This window comes from Paraburkholderia oxyphila NBRC 105797 (assembly GCF_000685075.1).
GTDB classification, from domain to species: domain Bacteria; phylum Pseudomonadota; class Gammaproteobacteria; order Burkholderiales; family Burkholderiaceae; genus Paraburkholderia; species Paraburkholderia oxyphila.
In genome coordinates, this window is the sequence record NZ_BAYD01000091.1 from 1 (window position 1) to 21,795 (window position 21,795).

The 21,795-nt window shown below is 68.5% G+C and carries 18 protein-coding genes, 1 pseudogene and 1 riboswitch; of the genes and pseudogenes, 5 read left to right on the forward strand and 14 right to left on the reverse strand.

The features are described from left to right. Window positions 1–449: 449 nt before the first annotated feature. The 7 genes from BO1_RS54250 to BO1_RS36785 form a co-directional block, all read right to left on the reverse strand. Window positions 450–2,621: an O-linked N-acetylglucosamine transferase, SPINDLY family protein gene (locus tag BO1_RS54250; RefSeq protein ID WP_052409726.1), complete on the reverse strand. Its 2,172-nt coding sequence runs from the start codon at window positions 2,619–2,621 to the stop codon at window positions 450–452. Window positions 2,622–2,846: 225 nt separating this feature from the next. After that, the gene (metF, locus tag BO1_RS36760; RefSeq protein ID WP_028221842.1) at window positions 2,847–3,677 is read right to left on the reverse strand and encodes a methylenetetrahydrofolate reductase [NAD(P)H]; all 831 of its coding nucleotides are present in this window, start codon (window positions 3,675–3,677) and stop codon (window positions 2,847–2,849) included. A 53-nt stretch (window positions 3,678–3,730) separates the two neighbouring features. Beyond that, complete coding sequence (locus BO1_RS36765; RefSeq protein WP_028221843.1) at window positions 3,731–4,084, reverse strand: phage holin family protein; 354 nt, start codon at window positions 4,082–4,084, stop codon at window positions 3,731–3,733. A 142-nt stretch (window positions 4,085–4,226) separates the two neighbouring features. Further along, window positions 4,227–5,645, reverse strand: a complete 1,419-nt coding sequence (ahcY, locus tag BO1_RS36770) for an adenosylhomocysteinase (protein WP_028221844.1) — start codon at window positions 5,643–5,645, stop codon at window positions 4,227–4,229. Between the two features lie 33 nt (window positions 5,646–5,678). Then, window positions 5,679–5,786, reverse strand: a riboswitch (S-adenosyl-L-homocysteine riboswitch). 74 nt (window positions 5,787–5,860) lie between these two features. Continuing rightward, a complete protein-coding gene (locus tag BO1_RS36775; protein ID WP_028221845.1) occupies window positions 5,861–6,631 on the reverse strand; it encodes a glycosyltransferase family 2 protein in 771 nt (256 codons plus the stop codon). A 193-nt stretch (window positions 6,632–6,824) separates the two neighbouring features. Then, window positions 6,825–7,547 carry an LrgB family protein gene (locus BO1_RS36780; RefSeq protein ID WP_028221846.1) on the reverse strand — a complete coding sequence of 241 codons (723 nt, stop codon included), beginning with the start codon at window positions 7,545–7,547 and terminating at the stop codon, window positions 6,825–6,827. 20 nt (window positions 7,548–7,567) lie between these two features. Next, window positions 7,568–8,020 carry a CidA/LrgA family protein gene (locus BO1_RS36785; RefSeq protein WP_028221847.1) on the reverse strand — a complete coding sequence of 151 codons (453 nt, stop codon included), beginning with the start codon at window positions 8,018–8,020 and terminating at the stop codon, window positions 7,568–7,570. Window positions 8,021–8,152: 132 nt separating this feature from the next. Here BO1_RS36785 and BO1_RS36790 point away from each other — a divergent pair, with 132 nt between their 5' ends. Beyond that, window positions 8,153–9,100, forward strand: a complete 948-nt coding sequence (locus tag BO1_RS36790; protein WP_028221848.1) for a LysR family transcriptional regulator — start codon at window positions 8,153–8,155, stop codon at window positions 9,098–9,100. A 126-nt stretch (window positions 9,101–9,226) separates the two neighbouring features. Here BO1_RS36790 and BO1_RS36795 read toward each other — a convergent pair whose 3' ends face one another. Next, window positions 9,227–10,963 carry an OmpA family protein gene (locus BO1_RS36795; protein WP_028221849.1) on the reverse strand — a complete coding sequence of 579 codons (1,737 nt, stop codon included), beginning with the start codon at window positions 10,961–10,963 and terminating at the stop codon, window positions 9,227–9,229. A gap of 234 nt (window positions 10,964–11,197) precedes the next feature. Then, the gene (locus tag BO1_RS36800) at window positions 11,198–12,841 is read right to left on the reverse strand and encodes a GMC family oxidoreductase (protein ID WP_028221850.1); all 1,644 of its coding nucleotides are present in this window, start codon (window positions 12,839–12,841) and stop codon (window positions 11,198–11,200) included. Window positions 12,842–13,128: 287 nt separating this feature from the next. Here BO1_RS36800 and BO1_RS36805 point away from each other — a divergent pair, with 287 nt between their 5' ends. Continuing rightward, window positions 13,129–15,030: an isovaleryl-CoA dehydrogenase gene (locus BO1_RS36805; protein WP_245643992.1), complete on the forward strand. Its 1,902-nt coding sequence runs from the start codon at window positions 13,129–13,131 to the stop codon at window positions 15,028–15,030. Window positions 15,031–15,049: 19 nt separating this feature from the next. After that, window positions 15,050–15,307, forward strand: a pseudogene (locus tag BO1_RS36810) (aldehyde dehydrogenase family protein); the annotation flags it as partial. Window positions 15,308–15,339: 32 nt separating this feature from the next. Here the strand turns inward: BO1_RS36810 and BO1_RS54255 are convergent. The 5 genes from BO1_RS54255 to fliE form a co-directional block, all read right to left on the reverse strand. Continuing rightward, complete coding sequence (locus BO1_RS54255) at window positions 15,340–15,738, reverse strand: EscU/YscU/HrcU family type III secretion system export apparatus switch protein (RefSeq protein WP_043288101.1); 399 nt, start codon at window positions 15,736–15,738, stop codon at window positions 15,340–15,342. Beyond that, window positions 15,735–17,261 carry a flagellar hook-length control protein FliK gene (fliK, locus tag BO1_RS36820; protein WP_028221853.1) on the reverse strand — a complete coding sequence of 509 codons (1,527 nt, stop codon included), beginning with the start codon at window positions 17,259–17,261 and terminating at the stop codon, window positions 15,735–15,737. The genes BO1_RS54255 and fliK overlap by 4 nt, the downstream gene beginning before the upstream one ends. A gap of 189 nt (window positions 17,262–17,450) precedes the next feature. Beyond that, window positions 17,451–17,783, reverse strand: a complete 333-nt coding sequence (locus tag BO1_RS36825) for a flagellar protein FliT (RefSeq protein ID WP_028221854.1) — start codon at window positions 17,781–17,783, stop codon at window positions 17,451–17,453. Then, window positions 17,780–18,226: a flagellar export chaperone FliS gene (fliS, locus tag BO1_RS36830; protein WP_028221855.1), complete on the reverse strand. Its 447-nt coding sequence runs from the start codon at window positions 18,224–18,226 to the stop codon at window positions 17,780–17,782. The genes BO1_RS36825 and fliS overlap by 4 nt, the downstream gene beginning before the upstream one ends. A gap of 167 nt (window positions 18,227–18,393) precedes the next feature. Next, a complete protein-coding gene (gene fliE, locus BO1_RS36835) occupies window positions 18,394–18,729 on the reverse strand; it encodes a flagellar hook-basal body complex protein FliE (protein ID WP_028221856.1) in 336 nt (111 codons plus the stop codon). 279 nt (window positions 18,730–19,008) lie between these two features. Here fliE and fliF point away from each other — a divergent pair, with 279 nt between their 5' ends. Both fliF and fliG read left to right on the forward strand, forming a co-directional pair. Then, window positions 19,009–20,805, forward strand: a complete 1,797-nt coding sequence (gene fliF, locus BO1_RS36840; protein ID WP_028221857.1) for a flagellar basal-body MS-ring/collar protein FliF — start codon at window positions 19,009–19,011, stop codon at window positions 20,803–20,805. Then, complete coding sequence (gene fliG / locus BO1_RS36845) at window positions 20,795–21,790, forward strand: flagellar motor switch protein FliG (RefSeq protein ID WP_028221858.1); 996 nt, start codon at window positions 20,795–20,797, stop codon at window positions 21,788–21,790. Before fliF ends, fliG begins: the two co-directional genes overlap by 11 nt. The last annotated feature ends 5 nt before the right edge of the window (window positions 21,791–21,795 follow it).

Sequence of the window (21,795 nt, forward strand, 5' to 3'; positions counted from 1 at the left end):
AGTTCGGTGCCGACCTCGTGAGCCGGCGTAGCGCGATCTTACAAGAGCACTCCCCGCGCTCACAAGCCGGCCAAAATGACCTTTGCGAGCAGGAAATGCCTGGTTGACAGCCTCGCTGCGAGCGGCTTTCCGAGCCGATTCGCGCGGAATTGCCCGGATCGCCTCTGGTCTGCTGTCAGAACGTACGCCGATTGCGTTTTTGCTGCTTTTTCGTCGTTCTTCTGTCGCGTTTCGCGCATTTCATGGCGTGCCGATGCGCAAACGGCGCGCCGGCCGTAGCGGGCGCTCACCGCCTGTGGACCTTACCGCGCCGTTATTCCGTTTGCAGTTTCGCGGGCAACCGGCACCCGCCTGGCGGCTTCGCGGAGCCAGCCTGGGGCACTTGGCCGCTCTCCGCCGTCCCTCGAGGGCGATTTCAGCCGTTCACCGGCCGCGCGCGCTCGCACCAGTCACGCCACATGAGCCGGTAAGCCGCTTCCATATTGCGCGCAAAACGTGCGCCGTCCATCAGCGGCGAGGCCGCCATGCGCGCGCAGGCCCGCGCGCAGCGCGGCGAGGCGTGCCGGATCGCGCGCGAGCGACACCACGGTCTCGACGTACGCGGCATCGGTGTGCGCGGCCAGCTCCGGCAGCCCCAGGTTGGCGAGCAGCGAGAGGCCGGCGCGGCTGGCCGCCGAGCGGCCCACGCGCGTGGGCACCGGCACGCCCATCCAGAACGCATCGAGGCTCGTGGTATGGCCGTTGTAGGGAAACGTGTCGAGCGCGATGTCGATTTGCGCCCAGGTGCGCAGATAGTCCTCGCGTACCTGAAAGCCCACGAAGCGCACGCGCGCCGTATCGACGCCATGCGTACCCAGGCGCGCTACGAGCCGCTCGCGCGCGGCGCCGGGCGGCGCCATCAGCACGAGCCGCGCCGTGGGCAGCGCCGCGAACACGCCCGCCCAGAGCGCGAGCGTGGCGTCGGTGAGCTTGCAGGGGTTGTTCAGGCAGCCGAACGTGAGGGGGCCGTCGTGTCCCGCGGCCAGCGCCGGCAGCCCGTTGACCTCGATGCCGGGCGCGAGCGCGTCGTAGCACCAGAAGGCATCGGGCAGGCGCAGCGACCGCTCGGTGTACTGATCGTCCACGCCCGGCGCACCAACGGGGTCGAGCCACGGATCGGTGAGCCGCCAGCCGATCGCCGCGCTGCCCGTCGTGCCCGGGTAAGCCAGCCACGCCACCTGCACCGGCGCGGGCCGCCGCGCGAACATGAGGCGCCGCGCGCCGTCCATGTGCATGGTCAGGTCCACGAGAATGTCGATGCGGTCCGCGTGGATCTGCTGGGCGAGCCGCGCATCGTCGAATTCGCGCACGTCGCGCCAGAGGTCGGCATGAGCGGCGAGGCGCGCCGTCACCTCGTCCGGAGTCGCCACGCTCGAATAGCAGACGATCTCGAACGCGGCATGGTCGTGATGCTGGAACAGCGGCGTCGTGAACAGCATCTGGCAATGCGTGCGAAAGTCCGGCGAGACATAGCCGATGCGCAAGCGCCGCGCCGCATCGGGCACCGTCGCGTGCGCCACGGGCTGCGCGAGCAGGGCCGCTTCGTGTTGTGCGGAAAGCTGCCCGGCGGCGGCGCGGATGGCGTGGCCATCGTCGGTCGCGAACATCAGCGCGTAGACGTAGTTGCTATGAGCGCCGATACTGCCGGGCTCGCAGGCGAGCGCTTCGCGGTAGCACGCGAGCGCGGACTCGATGTCGCCCGCGTGCTTGTGCGCGTTGCCCAGATTGCTCCAGGCGCTGGCGAAGCGCGGCTTCAGTTCGAGGGCGCGCGTGAACGCGGCGCGCGCCGCGTCGGTGCGTGAGAGGTCGACCAGCACGTTGCCCAGGTTATTCCACGCCGACGCGTTGTGCGGCGCGAGCACGAGCGCACGCTCCAGTGCCGCTTGCGCCTCGGCGTGGCGGCCGCGCGCGCGCAGCAGGCAGCCGAGATTCGTGAGCACGTCGGCGGACTCGGGCGTGAGGGTGCGCGCATGGACGAGCGCGGCCATGGCCTCATCCGTGCGCTGCAACGCAATCAGGACGTTCGCGAGATTGTTCCAGGCGTTCACATAGCCCGCGTCGAGCGCCACGGCGCGGCGCAGCGGCGCCTCCGCGCGCGCCACGTCGCCGCTCGCGAACAGCGCACTGCCGTAGTTGTAGTGCGCGCCGGCGTAGTCGGGCGTGAGCGCGAGCGCGCGCTCGAACGCCGCCAGCGCGCGCGGGAAGTCGCCTTGCCCGGAGTACAGGTTCGCGAGATTGTTCAGCGCGATCGGAAAATCCGCACGGATGGCGAGCGCGCGTTCGAGTGCCGCGAACGCGCCCTGCGCTTCGCTGGCCGGGTCATAGGTGAGGCTGAGGCTCACGAGGAAGTTGGGGTCTTCGCGCAGCGCGAGCGCGCGCTCGATCAGCGGGCGCGCGGCGCGCCGGTCGCGCGCCGTTTCGAGGATGCCGGCCAGATGCCATGCATCGGCATCCTGTGCATTGGCCGCGATGAGCCGTGCACAGCGCGTGCGCGCCTCGTCTGACGCGCCGGCGCGCCATGCGGCGACGGCGTCGGCGAAGGTGCCGGCTTGCGGCGTGATTTCGGGAGCGGAAGTCGTCATGCGTCAGGGCTTGCCACGCACGATGAACGCCGTTGCGCGACTACGCGGATAAAAACCTTCGATTATCGGCAGCGTCGCGTCTGCGTTTCTTGACGTGGATCACGAGCCCGAACCGCAAATCCCGCACAAATAAAAACCGCGCGGCACCCGGTGAAGGATGCCGCGCGGTTTGCATGGCGCCGCGCGTGTGGCGGCTGGCCCGGGACTCAAGCGTTGCTCAGTTGCTCACAAATCGAGCCGCTCGCAAATCGTCTTGGTCGCGCCCGCCGCGTTGAGCGTGTAGAAGTGCAGGCCCGGCGCGCCGTTCTCGATGAGGCGGCGGCACAGGTCCGTCACCACGTCGAGGCCGAATGCGCGGATCGACTCGCGGTCGTCGCCGAAGCTTTCCAGGCGCTTTGCGACCCAGCGCGGCACTTCCGCGCCGCACATCTCCGAAAAGCGCATCAACTGCGTGTAGTTCGTGATCGGCATGATGCCGGGCACGATGGGCACGTCCACGCCGAGCTTCCTCGCGTCCTCGACGAAGCGGAAGTACGCGTCGCCGTTGAAGAAGTACTGCGTGATGGCCGAATTCGCACCGGCCTTCACCTTCTTCGCGAACGCTTCGAGGTCGTGGCGCGGCGAGCGCGCCTGCGGGTGGTACTCGGGATAGGCGGCCACTTCGATATGGAACGCGTCGCCGGTTTCCTCGCGGATGAACGCGACGAGCTCCGACGCATAGCGCAGCTCGCCCATTTCGCCCATGCCCGAAGGCAGGTCGCCGCGCAGCGCCACGATATGGCGGATGCCATGCGAGCGGTACTGATGCAGGATCTCGCGCAGGCTTTCCTTGGTCGAGCCGATGCACGAGAGGTGCGGCGCCGCGTCGACGCCCTCCTTGGCGATGTCGACGATGGTGTCGAGCGTGCCTTGCTGCGTCGAGCCGCCCGCGCCGAAGGTCACCGAGACGAAGCGCGGCTTGAGCGTGAGCAGCTGCGCGCGCGTGGCACGCAGCTTCTCGACGCCGTCCGGGGTCTTCGGCGGGAAGAATTCGAATGAGAGTTCGATCGGTTTCATGATCGCTTTCGTAATGAGCCGGCCGAGGCTTGGCGCTACGGCCAGCACTGTCGTCAGCCGAGGCTGCGGTTGCCGAAGATCAGCGCCGAGAGCAGCCAGGAGACGATGCTGTAGAGAATCGAGCCGAAGAACGCCGACCAGAAGCCCGACACCTCGAAGCCCTTGAGCAGCGACGCCGCCAGCCAGAAGCACAACGCGTTCACCACGAGGATGAACAGGCCGAGCGTGAGGATGGTCACGGGCAGCGTGAGCAGGATGAGCACCGGACGCAGGACAGCGTTGATGAGGCCGAGCACGAGCGCGACGATCAGCGCGGTGCCGAAGCTGCGCACGTGGATCGACGGAACGAGCCAGGTGATGATCAGGAGCGCGAGCGCATTGATCAGCCAGGTCAGCAGCACGGTCATGGAAACTCCTTTTGCGTCGTTGTGGTGTGTGCCGCCCGTGCGCGGCCACGAAAGGCGCGGCGCACGGGCGTGATCACAGCATCGGGCGGGTCGCTTAAACGCGGCTTAAAAATGAGGGCCGCGTTGTGTCGCGTTGTTTCGATTAGTAACGGTAGTGGTTCGGCTTGAACGGACCGTTCTTGTCGACGCCGATATACGAAGCCTGGTCGTCGGACAGCACGGTCAGGTTCGCGCCGATGCGCGCGAGGTGCAGGCGCGCGACCTTCTCGTCGAGGTGCTTCGGCAGCACGTACACCTTGTTCTCGTACTTCGCGCCTTGCGTGAACAGTTCGATCTGCGCGAGCGTCTGGTTCGTGAACGAGTTCGACATCACGAACGACGGGTGGCCCGTGGCGCAGCCGAGGTTCACGAGGCGGCCTTCGGCCAGCAGGATGATGCGCTTGCCGTCCGGGAAGATGATGTGATCGACCTGCGGCTTGATGTTGTCCCACTGGTACTGGCGCGTCGACGCAACGTCGATTTCCGAGTCGAAGTGGCCGATGTTGCAGACGATCGCGTTGTGGCGCATCGCCTTCAGGTGATCGTGGTTCAGCACGTGATAGTTGCCCGTTGCCGTCACGAAGATGTCGGCCTTGTCGGCGGCGTATTCCATCGTCACGACGCGGTAGCCTTCCATCGCCGCCTGCAGCGCGCAGATCGGATCGATTTCGGTGACCCACACGGTCGCGCCGAGGCCGCGCAGCGATTGCGCGCAGCCCTTGCCCACGTCGCCGTAGCCGGCCACGACCGCGATCTTGCCCGCGATCATCACGTCGGTCGCGCGCTTGATGCCGTCCACGAGCGACTCGCGGCAGCCATACAGGTTGTCGAACTTCGACTTGGTGACCGAGTCGTTCACGTTGATCGCCGGGAACGGCAGACGGCCTTCCTTCTCCATCTGGTACAGGCGGTGCACGCCGGTCGTGGTTTCTTCGGTCACGCCCTTGATGTGCGAGAGGCGCTTCGAGTACCACTGCGGATCGATCTCGAGGTGCGCGGCGATCGACTTGTAGAGCGCAACTTCCTCTTCGTTGGTCGGCTTGGCGATGACCGAGCGGTCCTTTTCAGCCTTCGAGCCGAGGATCAGCAGCAGGGTTGCGTCGCCGCCGTCGTCGAGGATCATGTTGGCGAACTCGCCGTTCGGCCATTCGAAGATGCGGTGCGAGAACTCCCAGTATTCGTCGAGCGATTCGCCCTTGAACGCGAACACGGGCGTGCCGCCCTGCGCGATCGCGGCGGCGGCGTGGTCCTGGGTCGAGAAGATGTTGCACGAGGCCCAGCGGACTTCGGCGCCGAGCGCCTTCAGGGTCTCGATCAGCACGCCGGTCTGGATCGTCATGTGCAGCGAGCCAGCAATGCGTGCGCCCTTGAGCGGCAGCTGCGCCTTGTACTCTTCGCGCGTCTGCACGAGGCCGGGCATTTCGGTTTCGGCGATGTCGAGCTCCTTGCGGCCCCAGCCGGCAAGTGCCATATCGGCGACGACGAAATCGTTGGCTTGATCTTGCGGAATTGCGGCGTTCATCACGCCCTCCTTTCTAAAAGTGACTAGAAATTAAAGACGTGAGCGCCGTTTTCAGTGCGGTCGATTCGGGGAATGCAACCGTATTGAGCGCCTTCGAGCCTGGCGGATCACAGAAAATCCGTCGCAACGCTCCTCGAAGACGAGGCGTGATTGTAGCAAAACGAGTTGGCGGCCGCGCGACGCAGTTGCGCAAGCGCGGTGCGGTGGGTGCGGATTCAGTGATCGGGCTGCGCGAGGTCGAGCGAGCGCACCTGCTTCACGCTCGCGATCGCGGCGTCGAGAAAGGCCTGCGAGCAGCGCACCGTTTCGGCCGTCGTGGCCGGGTCCGCTTCGGCGAAGCCCATCTGGATGTTCAAGAAGCGCTCCGCATGAATGCCCTCGTGGTAGTGCATGCGCACCTGCTTCGCGCCGGTGAAGCGGCGCTGCCCAAAGATCTCGCGCAGCGTCCACGAGAGCGCGCCGTCCTCGCCGCCGTGCCGGCGGAAGAACTCGTCCATCGGAAAGCCGCCCAGCGCGAGAAAGGCGCTGCGGCGGATCACGAGGCTGCTCGGCACCGTGTTGCTGAGCACGGCGGCGTATTTGTCGAAATCGCGATGCTTCGTGAGCCGCTCGGGAAACCCCACGTATTCGACGTCGAGGCGGATCGCCGCTTCGTGCGGGTGCTGCTCCATGTGCTCGTGGGCGGCGGCGAGCGCGCCGGGCAGGTATTCATCGTCGGCGTCGAGGAAGGCGAGGAGCGGCGTGGCCGCGTGCAGCGCCGCCCAGTTGCGCGCGCGTGCCGCGCCGCCGTTGGCCGGCATCTGCAGGAGCCGGATGCGCGCGTCGCGCATGGCATGGGCCTGGGCGATCGAGGCGGAGGCGTCGGACGAGCCGTCGTCGACGACAAAGATATGCGTGGCCTCGCGCTGCGCGAGGCAGCTCTCCAGCGCGCGCGCCAGCGTGGCGGCGCCGTTGAAGCACGGGATGATGATCGAAATGGGGGACATGAAAGGCAGCGGCAATGAACCGCATGATCCGCGGCAACAGCCTGGATCATAGGCGTGTCGCGGTATCGTGAATTCCTGCGTGGCCGCGATGCAACGGCACAGCCTGGCGGGCGGCTATACGGATGGCGGTCACGCCGCCCGCGATCCGACGGATGCCCGCCGTACGGATCGCCGTCCTACCTGGGCCGCCCCCTCAAACCGGCAGGAAGCCCAGCGCCGGCGCGAGCAGCACCATCACCACACCCGCGATCATCATCGTGAGACTCGCGACCACGCCTTCCTCGCTGCCGAGCTCGCGCGCCTTCGCGGTGCCCACGCCATGCGCCGCCGCGCCGAACAGCGCGCCGCGCGCCAGCCGCGTGCGCAGCGGCACGAGGCCGAGCACCAGCTCGCCGAACAGCATGCCGCACACGCCCGTGGCGATCACGAAGAGCGCCGTGAGGTCGCGCGGCGCGTGAATTTTGTCGGAGACCGCGAGCGCGAACGGCGTGGAGACCGAGCGCGTCATCAGGCTGCGCTGCAACTCGGGCGACAGGTGCAGCAGCTTGGCGAGCATGAGCGAGCCGCCCACGGCCACCACGATGCCCACCGTCACGCCCACAGCCAGCGAGATCCAGTGACGCTTGAGCAGCTCGCGGTATTCGTAGATCGGCACGGCGAACGCGACGGTGGCCGGGCCGAGCAGCCACATGAGCCAGCGCGTGTCCTGGAAGTAGACGGGATATGGAATGTGCAGCAGCAGCACGATCGCGCCAAGCACCGCCGGCACCGCGACGAACGGCGTGAGCCACGGCGAGCGAAAGCGCGCATAAAGCGCCTTAGAGGCGAAATAGAGCGTGACCGTGAGGACGAAGCAGCCGGCGGCGATCAGCCGCGAGGCGTCGTCGGCGAACAGGGAGGCGTAGAACGTGTTCATGATTGACCCCGACGTGACACTCAGGCACGCGCCACGTGGCGCGAGTCGCGCACCCGGCGCAGCGCGAGACGGCGCTCCAGCCGCGCGGCCTGTTCCACGGCGAAGGCCACCGCCACCATCACCATCAGCGTGCCGCCCACCACCACGAGCGCGAGGCGCCAGCCGTCGGCGCGAAAGAGACCGCCGTATTGCACCGCCGCCACGGCGGCCGGGATGAAGAACAGCAGCATGTCGGAGAGCAGCCAGTCCGCGCCCGCCTTCACCCAGCGCGGCGTCACGCCGCCGCAAAACAACAGCACCAGCAGCAGCACGAGTCCCACCACCCCGCCCGGCACGGGCAGATGTGTGGCGCGCGCGAGCGCGTCGGCGGCGAACCAGACTCCGGCGAGCAGCGCCGACTGCGCCGCAATCCGGCCAACGCGCGCCAGCCCACCCGTTTGCGGGGTCCGTGCGGAGATCGTCGGAGAAGTCATGGCAAACCCTAAGTGACAGTGGAATCGAAGTCAGTATAGGTTGCGGCGCAACATAAATAAAATGACTTAGATTTATCGATTGCATTCCATAATGGAATGCGATGCCCTCACAGGCAGACAGGAGACACAACTGTGGAATTGCGCGCCCTTCGCTACTTCATCGAGGTGGTGCGGCAGCAGAGCTTCACCGCCGCCGCCGAACAGCTGCACGTGACCCAGCCCACCATCAGCAAGATGGTGAAGGCGCTCGAGGACGAGACCGGCACGCCGCTGCTGCTGCGCGACGCGCGCCAGATGGTGCTCACCGACGCCGGACGCATCGTCTATCAGCGCGGCCAGGACGTGCTCGCCGCGTACGCGCAGCTACAGGCCGAGCTCGCCGACCTGGACACGCTCGGGCGCGGCGAGCTCACGATCGGCATCCCGCCGATGGGCGGCTCGCTCTTCACGCCGGCCATCGCCGCGTTCCGCCAGCGCTATCCGAAGATCGAGCTCAAGCTCTTCGAGCAGGGCTCGCGCGCGATCGAGGCCGCGCTCATCTCCGGCGAGCTCGAGCTGGGCGGCGTGCTGCTGCCCGTCGATCCGGAGCAGATCGACGTGCTGCCGATCTCGCATGAGCTCCTGTGGCTGGTCGCGCCGCGCGGCTCGCGCTGGGACGGCGCGCCCAGCGTCCCGCTCGCCGATCTCGCCGGCGAGCCGTTCGTGTTCTACGGGGAGAGCCTCGCGCTGAACGACGTCGTGCTCGCCGCATGCCGCGCGGCGGGTTTCACGCCGCAGATCGTGGGCCGCAGCGGCCACTGGGACCTGATGGCGGCGCTCGTGCTCGCGGGTGTAGGCATTGCGCTGCTGCCCGCGCCGTATGTGCGCAGGCTCGACGCGGCGCGCTTCACCTGCCTGCCCGTCACCGATCCGCAAGTGCCGTGGGACATGGCCATCGGCTGGAAGCGCAACAGCTATCTTTCGCACGCCGCGCGCGCGTGGCTCGAGGTGGCGCGCGCGGAATACGGCAAGCCGTCCACCTTCCTCGACGACTTCGTGCGCCCGCCGGGCCTCGAAAAGCCGGCCGCCGACGCGCACTGACGCATGGGCGCGCCTGCATCGCGCAGCGGTGCAAAGTAAAAGAGCCGTCCGGCTCACGCCGGACGGCTCTCTACGCGTTTTTTTAGGTGGTCTCTCTCGCGCTGCGCCGCGTAACGCTTTTTGCGCTTACTGCTGTGCTACGAACTCGATGCGCCGGTTGTGAAAGCGTCCGCCTTCGGTGTCGTTGCTCTCGACCGGCTTGGCGTCGCCGTAACCCTCGGCGCTGAGCGTGGACGCGCTCACGCCTTGCGCGACCAGGTAGGTGCGCACGGCTTGCGCGCGGCGCTTCGAAAGCGCGAGGTTGCTCGCCGCGTTGCCGACGTTATCCGAATAGCCCGCGATTTCGATCTTGACCGGCTTGCCTTCTTTCGCGCAGGCGTTGAGCACCTTGGCCGACTGGCGCAGGTCTTCGCCCGCCGAGGCCGGAATGCTCGTGCTGCCCGTCGCGAAGTTCACCACCTGCAGGTTGAACACCTTCACGATATCGGCGGAAGCGCACGAGGCCTCCGAGCCAAACAGGCCCTTGATGGCGTCACGGAACGATTGCGTGGCGTCGGCCACGGCCTGCTGCACGTTGAACACGCCAATATCGAAGCCCGAGCCGAACAGCGCCTTGAGCTTGTCGAGCCAGCCGAGCTGCGCGTTGGCCGCGGTGCCGCTCAGCTCGACGTGCGAGCCGTCGATCTTGACTTCGGCGCCGGGCAGCGCGAGCAGCGGCAACAGGCCGTCGAGGTGCGCGAGCCATGCAGCAGGCCTGGTTGCGGCGTCGACCGTCACGTTGGCGTCGAACTTGCCTGCGCCGAACTTCTTCGTGAGCGCGTCGAGGAGCTGGGCCTTTTCGGCCTCGGTGCCCACCGTGGCGGTGACCGTCGGCATGCCGGCCTTGTCGACCGTGAACGAGAGGTGCGAGTCCTGGGTCGGCGCCGGCGCGGCGGCGCTCGCTGCGGAAGCCGCTTCAGCGGTGGAGGCCGCCGCGGCCTCCGAGGCCTGCGAAGCCGGCAGCGCGATGGGCGCGTTCGCTTCCGATGCGGCTTGCGCCGCCGGTGCCACGGCCGAAGCGGCCGAAGCGGCGCTCGCCTGCGTGTCTTCGGCGGCGTCGTCGCGCTGGCATGAGCGCAGCGCGAAGAACGCGATGATCAGTGCGATGGCGGCCAGCAGCCACCACAGCCACGAGTGGCCGCGCTTCTCGGGCTCGATCGGCGGCGTTGCGGCGGTCTGCGGCGGCACGGCGGCGGGAATCGGGCGCACGGCCGGCTGCGGATGATCGAGATGCACCGAGACATCTTTCAGGCGCGTGAGAATCGATCCCGCGAAGCTGGCCGCGGTGCCGAGGCCCACGGCCTGGGCGAGGCGGTCGGTGAGGCTCGCATTGACCGACGAAAGTTGATGGCCGAGCAGCGTAGGCAGTTGTCCGACCGCGCCCTGCGAACCCGTGAAGTGATGCTTCAGGATGCCCATGACCGCCGCGCCGACCACGCCGGTCAGCGAGAACGCCGTCGACTGCGCCGCGCCGGTTTGTGCGGCCACCGCGTCGGCGAGTGCGCCGACGTTGACGCCCGCGGCCTTCTGGACCAGTTCGCGGCCCGCGGTTTCCAGCTGGCTCAGGCCCGAGGTGCTCGAGAGCATCTCAGGCAGTTGCTTGCCGATCAGCGCGTTGACGTCCGGCGACATGATGGCGGAGAACAGGCCGCGTGCGCCTTCGGGCGTGCTGCCGCGATGCATGATGGCGGCGACGATGGCCGGAGCCGCTGCGCTCGTGACCTTGCGGGTGAGGTCGGGTGTGAGGCCGAAGCGGCCGGCGAGCGTACGCACGACGTCGTCGCTCAGGACCGTTTCCAGCAATTGAAAGACATTGATGCTCATCGAGCGGTTCCTCCAGTTCGCGGACGCGCCAACTGACACGCCCAGATGCCGCGCGATTATAGGGAGTCCGAAATCTCGAAAATGCGCCTGGCGCATGTGCCGCACACTCTTTGACGAAAAGCCATCGATTGGCCTTTTCTTCTTCAATGCAATGTCAAAACGAGGCGCGCTGCGCCTCGTTTCGATGTTTCGCGCAAGAGAGTGTCAGCTTGTACGGGAACAGGAGGATCTGCGTCAGGCGATGACGGTTGCCCCGTACGTCGCGTTGCCGGCGCGCCGGCTCGCGGCGATGAAATCGGCTGCGCGCTCGCCGATCATCACCGTCGGCGCGTTGGTGTTGCCGCCGATCAGCGTCGGCATGACCGAGGCATCGGCGATACGCAGGTTCGTCACGCCGCGCACGCGCAGTTGCGGATCGACGACCGAGTGCGCGTCGCCGCCCATGCGGCAGGTCGCGACGGGGTGATAGATCGTGTCCGCGTGCGCCGCGATGGCCGCGCGCAGTTCGGCCTCGCTCTGGTCCGCATGCGTGTAGAGCTCGCGGCCGCCCATCTGCGCGAGCGCGGGCGCATCGAGAATGCGCCGCGCGAGGCGTGCGCCTTCTACCAGCAGATCGAGATCGCGCGCATCGGAGAAGAATTGTGGATCGATCACGGGCGCGACGCGCGCATCGGCGCTCGCGAGCGTGACCGTGCCGCGGCTCGCCGGGCGCAGCACGCAGACGTGCAGCGAGTAGCCGTGGCCCCAGTGCAGGCGGCGGCTATGGTCGTCGACGAGCGCCGTGCAAAAGTGCAATTGCAGATCGGGGCGGTCGAGCCCCGGGCGGCTCTTCAGGAAGCCGCCCGCTTCCGCCACGTTGCTCGTGAACATGCCGCGCCGGGTCCGCAGATAGCGCACGAGGCCGGACACCATCTTCGCGCCGCCGCGCAGCGAGTAGCCCACGGCCTCGCTCGAATGCACGCGCTTGTTGAACGTGAAGTCGATATGGTCGATCAGGTTGCGGCCCACCTCGGGCGCGTCGTGGCGCAGCGCGATGCCGTGCGCGCGCAGTTGCGCGGCGGGGCCGATGCCCGAGCACATCAGGAGCTGCGGCGAATTGAACGCGCCCGCCGCGAGGATCACCTCGGCGCGCGCTTCGAGCGTTTCGGTGCGCCCGCCGCGCGCCACCTCGACGCCGGAAGCGCGCGCGCCGTCGAAGGTCACGCGCAGCACCGTCGCATCGGCGATCAGATGGAGATTCGTGCGCGGCTGGCCTGGCCACGGGTCATAGAGATAGGCGCGCGCCACGGTGCAGCGCTCGCCGCCGCGCTGCGTCACCTGATAGAAACCCACGCCTTCCTGCCCGGCGCCGTTGAAGTCGTCGGTGAGGGGGAAGCCGGCCTCGTGCGCGGCCTGCACGAAACGTTGAGCCACCGGGTTGCGCTCGCACAGATCGGAGACCCCGAGCGGACCGCCCGCGCCGTGCCACGCGCTGGCGCCGCGCGAATTGTCCTCGGCGCGCAGGAAATACGGCAGCACGTCGCCCCAGGCCCAGCCCGCGCAGCCCAGTTGCGCCCACTCGTCGTAATCGAGCGGATGGCCGCGCGTATAGATCATCGCGTTGATGGCGCTCGAGCCGCCGAAGCCGCGCCCGCGCGGCTGATACCCGCGGCGGCCCGCGAGACCCGGCTGGGGCACCGTCTCGTAGGCGTAGTTGTTCTTCGTGCGCCGCGGCACGAGCGCCGCGACGCCCAACGGCATATTGACGAACAGATTGCGCGCGGTGTGCGGCCCCGCTTCAATGAGCGCGATGCTCGCCTCGGGACAGCGCTCGGCCAGCCGCCCGGCGAGCGATGCGCCGCCCGAGCCGCCGCCTACGATGACGTAGTCGTATTGCATGCCTCCTCCCTTTGTCGGCGGGCGTCCGTGCTTCAACACGGATGCCGGTCCCATGCACGGGGCGTTGCATGCCAAACGCGCTTGAGGCACGCTAGATGCACGCTCGTTCGATTTCGCTTTTTCGCGCATTGTAGGAAGCGGCCGAGGTTGAGGTCAGCTTTTATGTCAGAGCCTTTCCTCTAATCCTCGGGTGACGTAGGCGACAGCCAGGCGGCTAGCATGAAAGGCTGTTCAGCCGCGCGCGCTGAAAGATTCCAGCAAGCAGCACAGGGGGCGCTGGAGCGCGCATGGACCGCAAATCGGCCTTGTTTGGCTGCGCGCGCTCGCGCGCCACCGATGGAGACACGCAGATGGACTCGACGGACCCCAGCGGCAAGATGGACACCACGCAGACGTTGAGCGCAGAGGCGTCGGGCGTCGCTACGCCGGGCGTCGCCACGCCGGGCGTCGCTACGCCGGCCCATCGCCCCGGCACCACCCACGAAGTGACGAATCAGGCGCCGCCGCTCGCCGATTACAACCTTTTCACGACCGATTGCGCGCTGGGCGAAGCGCTCGCGCGCGCGGGCGCCGGCTGGCATCGCGAGGCGCTCGTGCGCCACGGCGCAACGCTGGGCGCGGCGTCCACGCTCGCGCTGGCCGATCTCGCCAACCGCCACTCGCCCGAGCTGCATACGCACAGCCCGCGCGGCGAGCGCATCGACGCGCTCGAATTCCATCCCGCCTGGCACGAGTTGCTCGCGCTGCTGCGCGCCGAAGGCCTGCATGCGCTGCCGTTCTCGGAGCCGCGTGAGGGCGCGATGGCCGCGCGCTGCGCCGGCTATTTCCTGCACGCGCAGCTCGAATCGGGGTCGCTCTGCCCGTTGACCATGACGTTCGCGAGCATCCCGGTGCTGCAGCGCGAGCCCGCCCTCTTCGACACGCTGCGCGAGCGCCTCTACACGCGCGAGCACGACGCGCGCGACGTGCCGCTCGCCGGCAAGCGCTCGATGATGATCGGCATGGGCATGACCGAAAAGCAGGGCGGCTCGGACGTGCGCAGCAACCGCACGCAGGCGCGCCCGGCCGGCATTGCCAGCGGACGCGGCGCCGAGTATCTGCTCACCGGCCACAAGTGGTTCTTCTCCGCGCCGCAGTGCGACGCGCATCTGGTGCTCGCGCGCACCACGGAGCATGACAGCCTGTCGTGTTTCTTCGTGCCGCGCTTCAAGCCGGACGGCACAAAAAACGCGGTCCACGTGCAGCGCCTGAAGGACAAGCTCGGCAACCGCTCGAACGCGAGCAGCGAGGTGGAATTCTTCGACGCGTACGGCGTGATGATCGGCGACGAGGGGCGCGGGGTGGCGACCATCATCGAAATGGCGAACTTCACGCGGCTCGACTGCGTGATCGGCAGCGCGGCGCTCATGCGTGCCGCGCTGGTGCAGGCCATCCACCACGCGCGGCACCGCAGCGCGTTCGGCCGCGCGCTCGCCGATCAACCGCTGATGCAGAACGTGCTCGCCGATCTCGCGCTCGAATCCGAGGCCGCCACGGTGCTGTTCATGCGGCTCGCGCAGGCGTTCGAAGAAAGCGCGAGCGCGAATGACGCGAATGCAGCCGGAACCGCCGCACAAGAGAGCGAGCGCTCACTCGTGGCCCGCGCCTGGCGGCGCATCGTCACGCCGGCCGCGAAGTTCTGGGTCTGCAAGCGCACCCTCGCCTTTACCGGCGAAGCGATGGAGGTCTGGGGCGGCAACGGCTACGTCGAGGAAGGACCGATGGCGCGCTTCTACCGCGAGGCGCCCGTCAATTCGATCTGGGAAGGCTCGGGCAACGTGATGTGCCTCGACGTGCTGCGCGCGCTCGAGCGCGACGCCGATGCCGCGCAGATGCTCTTTCTTGCGTGGCGGCGCGAGGCGGCGGGGCATGCGGCGCTCTCGGCGGCGCTCGACCGGCTCTCGGCGCTGCTCAATGGCGCGCCCGGCACGCGCGAGGCCAGCGCGCGGCATATCGTCCAGCAGATCGTGCTGGTCGCGCAGGGGATGCTGCTGCGCGCGGGGCCGCCCGAGGTGGCCGAGGCGTTCATCGCCACGCGCCTCGACGAGCATGACGCCGACTGTGGGCGCGTGTTCGGCACGCTGCCCGCCCGCTTCGATCACGCGGCGCTGATCGCGCGGGCGCTACCGCCCGATTACCTCGCGGCGTGAGCGGCAACGCCTTGCGGCACAAACGCGCGTCACGCGCGAGACCGTGGCGGGCGGCATGTCGGTGAACGAGACGCTCATGCACATCGCGGCCGAGGGACTGCCGTTCGGCGGCGTGGGCGCGAGCGGCATGGGCGCGTATCACGGCTATGAGGGCTTCGCCACGTTTTCGCGGATGAAGCCCGTGTTCACGCAGGCTCGCTTCAATGCTCGCGGCCTGATCGCGCCGCCCTACGGCAAGCTGTTCAAGCTGCTGATTCGCGTGATGCTGAAGTTCTAGCGGCTCGAACGCCGCGAACGCGGCGGCCCGGACTAGCGCGGCAGCGCGGGCCAACGCAACGGGTTGCCCGTCAGCGCCTTGGCGTCCGGCAGACGCGACTGCGCCGCCGCGGCTTGCGCGTCTCGCGCAGCAGCGGCCGCTTGTGCCTGCCTGGCCTCGCTTTCCGCCGTTTCGAGTCCGTGCAGCCATGCGAGCAGCTCGGCCACGGCCTGGTAGAGCTGCGGCGGGACCTGCGAATCCAGATCCACCTGCATCAGCAGCGAGACCATCTCCGGCGCTTCGTGCACGTAGAGGCCCGCTTCCTTTGCTCGCTGCACGATCATCTCGGCGACGAGCCCATAGCCCTTCGCGACCACGCGCGGCGCGCCGTCCCGCGCGACGGGGTCGTCATAAGCAAGCGCGGCGGCGCTCCGGCGTTGCGTGCGGCTCATCCGAGCTCCCAGTCTGTAGCGTTCGTGGCGTGCGGCGCATCGGCCGCGTGTGAAGTGGACGCCGCGTGCGCGACGGCGGGGCCGCCTGCATGCGCGTCGCCCGCCTGCGCCGCGGCGGTGCGCGCATACGCGCCGGCGGCCCGCGCGCCGTCCATGCCCATCGTGCCACCCGCGCCGCCGATCTCGCGGATCGACAGCCCGGCGAGCGCGAGCCCTAGCGCCTCGAGCCGCCCGCGCAGCGCTTCGCTGTGCGCGGTGAGGCGTTGCGCGCCGCCCGGGCTCGCCTGCACGCGCACTGCGAGCGTCGCGCCCGCGAGCGTCAGCTCCGCGTCGACGGTGCCCAGCGCCGGCAGCGCCAGCGTGAGACGCGTGCGCCACGGCGTTTCGTCGTCGTCGGCGCTGCGCCCGGCGCGCGGGTTGCGTGGATCGGGGCGCTCGTCGTCGTCCTGCTGGATGGTCCAATCGAGCCGCACGCCCGGCCACGCCTCGCCGGTCCAGCGGAATTCGCCGGTCGCGAGCAGGTCGAGCTGCTGGCGCACGAGCGGCAGCAGCGCCTCGTGCACGCCGACGCCGGCCCCCGCCCCGGCGGGCGTACGGGCGGCGGGCAGCAGCGTGTCGGCGAGCGCCGACGCCGCGCGGCCATCTTCGCGGAGGGCCTCCTGCGCGAGCGCGGCGGCATTGGCTTCGCCACGCGCGCCCGAGGCCGCCGCCTGCCCCGCCGCGTTGGCGGTGTTGGCCGTGCGCGCGCCCTGCTGCGCGGCGCCGGGCAGATCGGTCCACAGCACGTCATCGATGTCGTCCGTGGCCTGGCTCCAGTCGAGCGGCAATTGCGCGCCGTCGCCGGTCAGGTGGTTCTGGGGCTCGTCGGCAAGCTCGCCTGGCGTGCGCTGGCCACGCAGCCATTGGGCGAGATGGGATTCATAGAAAAGGCCGCTCGATGCCACGGTCTGCGCGAGCGTGGCGGCAAGCGCTGCGACCGGGCCGGATTGTGCGGCGAGCGCCGCGCCCTGGGCCGCTTGCGCGCCTTGCGGCGTGGACGCAGTGCCCTGTGCGCCGGTAGCGCCATCGGCGTCTTGCGCGCCGCCTGGCAGTCCCGCTTGCGCCGCTTCAGCCGCCAGATCGGCGAGCAGTGCGGCTTCCATTGATTGGGCCTGGGCGGTAGTGAGCGCCTGGCCCGCGGGATTGGCGAGGCCCGGCAGCGGCAGCGAGCCGGCATCGCCCAAAGGTGCATCGCCGGCAGCCGCCGGATCGGTCCAGATCGGAGCGCGCCCGACCACCGCGGGCGTGGCCTCGCCGCCCGAGCGGATGATGGCGTCGAGCGCGAGCGCGACTGCCGAGAGCACCGTCTGCGCCGAAGCCTGAGGGGAGCTTGCGCTCTGCGGGTCGGCCAGCGCGGCAAGGCCGCCCGTGAGCGCGGAAACGCCCGTCTGCGCGGCGCCCGCGCTGCCCTGGGAGCCGGTCGGGCCCAGCGCGCCTATGCGGCTCGCGAGCAGCGCCGCGGCGCTCGTATCGATTCCGTTCATGCAGAGCGTGGCCCGCGCGGGCCCGGTTAGGCGCCGCGCGGCCCAAGCGGCTGCGCGGCGTGGTCAAACTTCTCGCTGATTCGTGCTGCCAGGTGCGTGGCACGGGGCGCGGCGCTTTCGTCCGCCTTCCTCGACGTCCGCGCGCGCCCGCTGGGCGCTCACCGGCCCCGGTCGCCCTCGACGCGCCCCCTACCGCGCGCCGTACAGCTCCTGCAACACCCGCGCCGGCTGTGCGGAGCCTTGAAAGAGCGCCGCCAGGCGCGCCATGCACGGACTCGCGAGGTCGCGGATCGCGGCGTCGTCGGCGAGGATCTGCCGGATCAGCTCGTACTTGCGCGTGCGCTCGGGCGCCGTGAGCCGCACGCCGAAGTCGGCGTTCTTGAGCGCGTCCACCAGGTGCCGGTACTCCTCCTGGAGCCCGATCAGCTCGTTCCAGTGTGCGCCGCGCGCGGCATGGAGCATCTGCCCCGAGACCGCCGCAATCGCCTCGTAGCGGGCAAAGTAGTCTGCTTTCGAATTCATCTCGTCAATGAACCGGACACAGGCCCGGACGCCTCTCTGGCCATCCGCTCCACTTCCGGCCCGATCCCCAACCAGGCTTCCTCGAGCGTCGCCAGCAAGCGGTCGACTTCGACCAGCATGGACTCGCTCTGTTGAATGTTCGCTTCGAGCAGGCGTTTCGTCATGTAACCGTAGAGTGCGTTCAGGCGCTGCGCGACTGCTCCGCCCGCCTCCACGTTCAACGCCAGCTGAAGCCCGCTTTCGACAATCCGGATGGCCTTGCCGATCGCCTCGCCGCGCGGCCCCACATTGCCCATCTGCAGATGCATGCGGGCCTGTGCGATTGCCTTGCGCGCGCCTTCGTACAGGAGCGCGATCAGCTTGTGCTGACTCGCGCCCATGACCCCTGTTTCGACACCCACGCGTGCATAAGCGTTGGCTCCAGACTGTGCAGGGGAAAACATCGGCGCTTCTCCTTCGAACGTGCCGCTATGGATACGGTGCATCCGGCCCTTTGCGCCTCGTGGCGCGAGCCGGTTCTAGCCGTGTTATCGGAACGGCACAGGAGAAGCTTTAGTCAGACGAGTCCGATAATCCGGACGAATCGCACGAAGGGCGCGGCGCGCGGCAGTCACACCTGGATCTGCATGATGTCGGTGTAGGCCGAAACGAGCTTGTTGCGCACCTGCAGGCCGAACTGGAAGCCGATGTTGGCCTTCTGCATGTCGACCATCACGTCGTTGAGCGAAACGTTGCCGGCCCCCATCTCGAACGCCTGCGACTCGCCGACGGCCTTTTGCTGGTCGTCGCTGATCTTGTCGAGGGACGCCTTGAGCGCCGCGGCGAAGCCGCCCGCGGTGGCCGCACCCGAGCCGCCGTCGGCCGCGGCAGAACCGCTCGCCGCCTGCGTGGCCATGGACTGCATCTGCGCAAGGGCCGACGTGAGTGGGTTGACTGGCACGGTCATGTTTGCTCCACGTTTCATTCAAAGAGAGGTAGTGCGAGGGCGCGAGCCCGCCCGGGCGGGGACGGCCCGCCGCCGGCCAACCCGGCGCGCATACAGAGCGCCGAATCTGGTGAGGAGCATAGCAATTCGCCCACTCGGGAAGCCCCGAAACTAGGGGGGAAACCCGGCTCTATTCGCGCAATCGGCTTGCCACAGCCCCCGGATAATCGCTGTCGTGAAAGTTTCCGCCGCGCGCGTGCCGTGCTGCGGGACAGCAAGTCTCCCGGAGAAACCCGTCGCATGGATTCGTCTGCCAACTCTTTGATCAACCCCGACGCCCGCGTGGGCCTCGCCACCAGCGGCGGCGCCACGGGCGCAGCCGCTGCCGGCGCGGCAGGCGGCGCCGCGGAGGACCTGGGCGGCGGCTTTGCGCAGCGCCTGGGTTCGCTTTCGTCGCTGGGCAAGGTGCGCGGCAACCCGCGCGCGCCGCTCATCGTCGCCGTGGCGGTATTCGTGGCCGTGGTCGCCGGGCTCATCCTCTGGTCGCGCGCGCCCGACTACAAGGTGCTTTACAGCAATCTCTCGGACCGCGACGGCGGCGCCATCATCACGGCGCTGCAGGCCGCCAACGTGCCTTACAAGCTCTCCGAAGGCGGTGGCGCGATCCTCGTGCCGTCCGAGCAGGTGGGCGAAATGCGCCTGCGCCTCGCGCAGCAGGGCCTGCCCAAGAGCGGCTCGGTGGGCTTCGAGCTGATGGACAACGAGAAGTTCGGCATCAGCCAGTTCGCCGAGCAGGTGAACTACCAGCGCGCGCTCGAGGGCGAACTCGAGCAAACGATTCAATCGATCCAGAGCGTGAAGTCCGCGCGCGTGCACCTGGCGATTCCGAAGCCCTCGGTGTTCGTGCGCGAGCGCGAGGCGCCCACCGCCTCGGTGCTCGTCAATCTGTATCCGGGCCGCGTGCTCGACGACGGCCAGGTGGCCGCGATCACGCACATGGTCGCCTCGGCCGTGCCCGATCTGCCGGTGCGCAACGTCACCGTGGTCGACCAGGACGGCAACCTGCTCACGCAGAGCGCCACCAGCGCCGGCCTCGACGCCTCGCAGCTCAAGTACGTGCGCCAGGTCGAGCACGACACCCAGTCGCGCATCGACGCGATCCTCGCGCCGCTCTTCGGAGCCGGCAACGCACGCTCGCAGGTGAGCGCCGACCTCGACTTCTCGAAGCTCGAGCAGACTTCGGAGAACTACAGCCCGAACGGCAACCCGCAGCAGGCCGCCATCCGCAGCCAGCAGCAGAGCATCGCCACCGACGCGCAGCAGGCCAATGCCGGCGGCGTGCCGGGCGCGCTCTCGAACACGCCGCCGCAGCCGGCCTCGGCGCCCATCAGCGTGGCCGCCGGCGCAAACGCGAACGGCGCGGCGCCGGCCACGCCGATCTCGGACCATCGCGACACCACCACGAACTACGAGCTCGACCGGACCGTGCGCCACTTCCAGCAGGCGGCGGGCGACATCAAGCGCCTCTCGGTGGCTGTGGTCGTGAACTATCAGCCGCACGTGGACGCCAAGGGCCACGCCACCATGCAGCCGCTCGACGCACAGAAGCTCGCGCAGGTCGATCAGCTCGTGAAGGACGCCATGGGCTACGACGCGAAGCGCGGCGACTCGGTGAACGTGGTGAACGCCGCGTTCCAGCAGGAAGTCGACCCGAGCGCAAACCTGCCGTGGTGGCGCCAGCCCGACATGATCGCGCTCGCCAGGCAGGTCGCGACCTGGCTCGGCATCGGCGTGGTGGCCCTGTTCCTCTATTTCGTGATGGTGAAGCCGGCGCTGCGCCGCGCCTTTCCGCCGCCCGCCCCGGCTGCCGCCACGCCCGCGCTTGCCGGCGAGCACGAGCCGATGCTGCTCGACGGCCTGCCAGCCCTCGACAGGCTCGAAGGCGCAGGGGACGCCGAAAGCGACAACGGCCTCCTCGCCCTCGAGAACGACAAGCACAAGTTCGAACGCAACCTGGAGTTCGCGCGCAACATCGCGCGCCAGGATCCAAAGATCGTCGCAACCGTGGTCAAGAGCTGGGTGAACGATGAACGCTGAAGGAGCCACCAAGAGCGCACTGCTGCTCATGTCGATTGGCGAGGAAGAGGCCGCGCAGGTCTTCAGGTTCCTCGGGCCGCGCGAGGTGCAGAAGATCGGCGCCGCCATGGCCGCGCTCAAGAACGTCAAGCGCGAAGAGATCGACGCCGTGCTGCACGAGTTCGTGAAGGAAGCCGAGCAGCACAGCGCGCTCTCGCTCGACTCGAGCGACTACATCCGCAGCGTGCTCACCAAGGCGCTGGGCGAGGACAAGGCCGGCGCCGTGATCGACCGGATCCTGCAAGGCGGCGACACGAGCGGCATCGAAGGCCTCAAGTGGATGGACTCGGGGTCGGTGGCCGAGCTGATCAAGAACGAGCATCCGCAGATCATCGCCACGATCCTCGTGCATCTGGACCGCGACCAGGCCTCCGAGATCGCCTCGTGCTTCACCGAGCGCCTGCGCAACGACGTGCTGCTGCGCATCGCGACGCTCGACGGCATCCAGCCGCAGGCGCTGCGCGAGCTCGACGATGTGCTGACGGCTCTGCTCTCGGGCAGCGACAACCTGAAGCGCAGCCCGATGGGCGGCATCCGCACGGCCGCCGAGATCCTCAACTTCATGACCAGCCAGCACGAGGAAGGCGTGATCGAGAACGTGCGCCAGTACGACGCCGAGCTGGCCCAGAAGATCATCGACCAGATGTTCGTGTTCGAGAACCTGCTCGACCTCGAAGACCGCGCGATCCAGTTGCTGCTCAAGGAAGTGGAGTCGGAGTCGCTCATCATCTCGCTCAAGGGCGCCCCGCCCGCGCTGCGCACCAAGTTCCTCTCGAACATGTCGCAGCGCGCCGCGGAACTGCTCGCCGAAGATCTCGACGCGCGCGGCCCCGTGCGCGTTTCGGAGGTCGAAGCGCAGCAACGGCGTATCCTTCAGATCGTTCGCAACCTTGCCGAAAGCGGCCAGATCGTGATCGGCGGAAAGGCGGAAGACGCTTATGTCTGACGAAA

Excerpts from the sequence above, each read along its gene's own strand:
- BO1_RS54250 (WP_052409726.1), bottom strand. The coding sequence starts at position 2,621 with ATGACGACTTCCGCTCCCGAAATCACGCCGCAAGCCGGCACCTTCGCC.
- metF (WP_028221842.1), bottom strand. The coding sequence starts at position 3,677 with ATGAAACCGATCGAACTCTCATTCGAATTCTTCCCGCCGAAGACCCCG.
- BO1_RS36765 (WP_028221843.1), bottom strand. The coding sequence starts at position 4,084 with ATGACCGTGCTGCTGACCTGGCTGATCAATGCGCTCGCGCTCCTGATC.
- ahcY (WP_028221844.1), bottom strand. The coding sequence starts at position 5,645 with ATGAACGCCGCAATTCCGCAAGATCAAGCCAACGATTTCGTCGTCGCC.
- BO1_RS36775 (WP_028221845.1), bottom strand. The coding sequence starts at position 6,631 with ATGTCCCCCATTTCGATCATCATCCCGTGCTTCAACGGCGCCGCCACG.
- BO1_RS36780 (WP_028221846.1), bottom strand. The coding sequence starts at position 7,547 with ATGAACACGTTCTACGCCTCCCTGTTCGCCGACGACGCCTCGCGGCTG.
- BO1_RS36785 (WP_028221847.1), bottom strand. The coding sequence starts at position 8,020 with ATGACTTCTCCGACGATCTCCGCACGGACCCCGCAAACGGGTGGGCTG.
- BO1_RS36795 (WP_028221849.1), bottom strand. The coding sequence starts at position 10,963 with ATGAGCATCAATGTCTTTCAATTGCTGGAAACGGTCCTGAGCGACGAC.
- BO1_RS36800 (WP_028221850.1), bottom strand. The coding sequence starts at position 12,841 with ATGCAATACGACTACGTCATCGTAGGCGGCGGCTCGGGCGGCGCATCG.
- BO1_RS36805 (WP_245643992.1), top strand. The coding sequence starts at position 13,129 with ATGGACCGCAAATCGGCCTTGTTTGGCTGCGCGCGCTCGCGCGCCACC.
- BO1_RS54255 (WP_043288101.1), bottom strand. The coding sequence starts at position 15,738 with ATGAGCCGCACGCAACGCCGGAGCGCCGCCGCGCTTGCTTATGACGAC.
- fliK (WP_028221853.1), bottom strand. The coding sequence starts at position 17,261 with ATGAACGGAATCGATACGAGCGCCGCGGCGCTGCTCGCGAGCCGCATA.
- BO1_RS36825 (WP_028221854.1), bottom strand. The coding sequence starts at position 17,783 with ATGAATTCGAAAGCAGACTACTTTGCCCGCTACGAGGCGATTGCGGCG.
- fliS (WP_028221855.1), bottom strand. The coding sequence starts at position 18,226 with ATGTTTTCCCCTGCACAGTCTGGAGCCAACGCTTATGCACGCGTGGGT.
- fliE (WP_028221856.1), bottom strand. The coding sequence starts at position 18,729 with ATGACCGTGCCAGTCAACCCACTCACGTCGGCCCTTGCGCAGATGCAG.
- fliF (WP_028221857.1), top strand. The coding sequence starts at position 19,009 with ATGGATTCGTCTGCCAACTCTTTGATCAACCCCGACGCCCGCGTGGGC.
- fliG (WP_028221858.1), top strand. The coding sequence starts at position 20,795 with ATGAACGCTGAAGGAGCCACCAAGAGCGCACTGCTGCTCATGTCGATT.